3 protein-coding genes and 1 pseudogene are annotated in these 3,108 nt (G+C 30.0%); all 4 read right to left on the reverse strand.

Going from position 1 to position 3,108, the window contains the following annotated elements; translation table 11 throughout:
* Positions 1 to 538, reverse strand: a 538-nt coding sequence (locus IQR33_RS15745; RefSeq protein ID WP_193843838.1) for a glycosyltransferase, incomplete at its 3' end; no start/stop codon positions are given.
* Complete coding sequence (locus tag IQR33_RS15750; RefSeq protein WP_193843839.1) at positions 539 to 1,654, reverse strand: EpsG family protein; 1,116 nt, start codon at positions 1,652 to 1,654, stop codon at positions 539 to 541.
* Between the two features lie 36 nt (positions 1,655 to 1,690).
* The gene (locus IQR33_RS15755) at positions 1,691 to 2,578 is read right to left on the reverse strand and encodes an ATP-grasp fold amidoligase family protein (protein ID WP_176311248.1); all 888 of its coding nucleotides are present in this window, start codon (positions 2,576 to 2,578) and stop codon (positions 1,691 to 1,693) included.
* Positions 2,562 to 3,108 (reverse strand): annotated as a pseudogene (locus IQR33_RS15760) (hypothetical protein); the annotation flags it as partial. The pseudogene IQR33_RS15760 and the gene IQR33_RS15755, both read right to left, overlap by 17 nt.

A 3,108-nucleotide genomic window follows, 5' to 3' on the forward strand; every position in this document is an offset into this window, starting at 1 on the left:
CTTCTTTGTCGACGCCACTTTTAAAACGATCTATTGGATTATTAATGACAACATATCTTTCATTAACAGAATAGTTATCATCCATGTCCTTTTGTATACCAGTAGACTGGAATATATAGCCGTCGATATATCGATAAAAGGCCTTCATCAACGGACTGACTACGTATTGATACTTTTTGCTTTTATGTTTGATTGTTACGCTAAGTGTATTATTTATTCTGCTAATGATTTTTACATTATATTTAAATAATTTCTTTATTAGGAGAGCTACTAAACTGAGCTCATGATTAAATATTAAAACAGAATGTCCATTGATGTCTTTTAAAACTTTTTTCAACTTCCAAAAGCTTTTTAATGTACTCGTTTTGCCTAGATAAACAATTTTTACTTTATCAGACACCTCATAAGAAGATCCTTCATCATCTAAAACAAAAATAGTAACATCATTTTTATCTTGAGATAGCCTTGAAGATATTTGGCAGCATACCTTTTCTGTGCCACCACCGATAAGAGAATTAATAATAAAATAGTAGTGCATTTAGAACAAATACCAAGAGTTAGAAACATTCCAAAGCAACGCAGAGTTAACACTTGTTTGGAAATAAGAGAAAAATTTCAAACCTGCATATAATAAAGGAATAAATATAAATGGAAAATAATAAAGTTTAAGCTTTTTAACGTTCAAAACACCGAACTTACATAGATCAGGAAGAATAAAAAAGAAAAGTAAAATATAAAAAAGATTAAACCTGTATGCGATGGGAATTGCAGTATACAATGGAATTATAAAAAACATAGAAGGAAGTATTCGAAGAACAACCATTTCATTAGTTTCATCTACAAACTTATCAAATTTAAAAACAAACGAAATGAAGAGAATTACAGCCAGATATATGTAGTTTAAATATGATGCACCACCCTCATCATCAACATAGTGGCTATAACCAACTTTCATAAGCATCGCTTTAAAAACAAATACCATTCCATATGAAAGAACACTACCCAACAAAAACATTAGAAAACGTATTGTTTTTTTATTGGTCAGAGAGTACATAAAGTAATAATAAAATATTATCACTAATCCCCACAACCCAGTCATTTGAATAGAAGTAGATAATAGTACTATTAGAATAGCTCTTAAATAATTTTCCTTTCTAAGCTCTGGGATTATAAAGAATAATATAAAAACACTTAATATCATCCTACTGATATTAAAGCTATCTATCACAAATAAGCTTATAGCAAAGTAAGATACGATTGAAAAAACATTTTTAGTCATTACATTGCATATCTTAAGATACAATGTCAATATGGATACTGAAAAAATAAATAGAAAAAAATTAAAATTATCGACTATAGATTTACTCAACCACATTAATAGAGCATAGCCAAATTCTATTCTTTGCTCATTAACACTAGATATATCCTTATTCAGTAAAACATTGAATATTTCTTGGTATACAATTGTATCAATACCTCCTTTCATGTGCGTGATTTCTCTCCACCCCATGATGGAAGATACCCCGACAACCATCGAAAAAAGAAACATGAAAGAAACTACATATAACTCGTTCAGCTTCTTATATTCTTTAGACTTCACATGAAGTAACGCAATTAAGGAAAGCGATAAAGAAAATACAATATATATATTCACATATTTACCCAAGTTTCATCACAACTATGTATAAGACTAGTAAAAATATTCATCATTATCATCAAACACCCATAAACTGCCTAACCACTTGTCATAATGTATTGAAGAGAATTTTTCACATCCAGAACCATGAGCAAATGTCATTTCCCCAAAGTATATTTTTCCACTAACATTATATAGGTCAACTCGAGCATATGAGAAAGGTTCTGCTAGCTTCCTAGCAATTACTACCATCTCTTCAAAATTATTAGGCTTTTTAAGGTCAGTATGAATGCAAGGTTTCTCTAGAGAAAATGGCAGCCAATTCAGGTGTTCGTCAAAAAATGAGCGTGTATGATTGGTATTTCTATCAAAATCCACATGCAATACAACTTTTGCCTCTCCAGAATTTTGTTTAAAGACATGAAATTTAAAGTCTTTTAAATCATTCGCTCCATTTTCATCATAGAGACGCTCTTCGATTAAGATCTTAGGTTCAATTTGGCTATACCACGTTTCTCCTTTAGTCGCTCCATAATCTACTTTTAATTGACTATTTAGATCTTCAACTATTGAAGCAAGCTTATTTTGACTTATTTTATCATCAATGACATAAACAGGCCCTGAGTTATGGTTTGCTTTAAGGACTAAACCTTTATGCTTTTTTAAAAGATCATTAGTCAAATCAACACTGATGCTTTCCCCCGTATATAATGTTGGGATAACAATTTTAGAGCTAACTAACTTTTCAACGTGATCTTTTACAAGAATTTTATCCGCATACTGCGAGAACTTAGATGCATTTGAGTATTTTTTTCTATGAAGAACTTTCTCGTTATAAGTTTTAGGTCTAGAAATTTTTGGAATATAATTGTTAGCAAGAATAAACCTTTTAGCAAAAGCTAGACTTCTATATGTTTTAAATCTTCTAAGATAACTTTTCATTATAAATTCTTTTATAGCTCAATGTATAATTAAAAAACAAAATTGCTCTAGCAGTAAGCAATCCTAAAGCACAACCTATAACCGAAAATTTATAGATGAGAAAAAATACGATTACAGCTGACAGTATCGATGTTTTAATCGCTATATTTCGATATTCAACATCTAGGTTATTAGGCAAAAAATAACCAACACTAAAGGAGTTCGAGATTGCAACAAAGATCAAGCTAGTTGAAATTACTTTTATATAAATATCACTCTCTAAGCTCACACCTAGAATAACTTTGATCAGGTCGGAACCAAAGAAAAACAATATTAACACACAAGGAATGACGATTAATAAATTCAAAAAAAGAGTAGGTTTAAATCCATTTTTATTTCTTGAGGTAATTGGATATATTGATTTTGCGACAACATTTTGCAACATAAATATCACACCACATACTTTCAATGATATTGCAAAGTTCGCAAATTCTAACTTGTCCGCATAATTACCTAATAACATTAGTGGAATAGCATTATATAAATTGGGG

Origin of the sequence: Vibrio sp. OPT46 (genome assembly GCF_015163535.1) — a bacterium.
Lineage (GTDB): Bacteria > Pseudomonadota > Gammaproteobacteria > Enterobacterales > Vibrionaceae > Vibrio > Vibrio alginolyticus.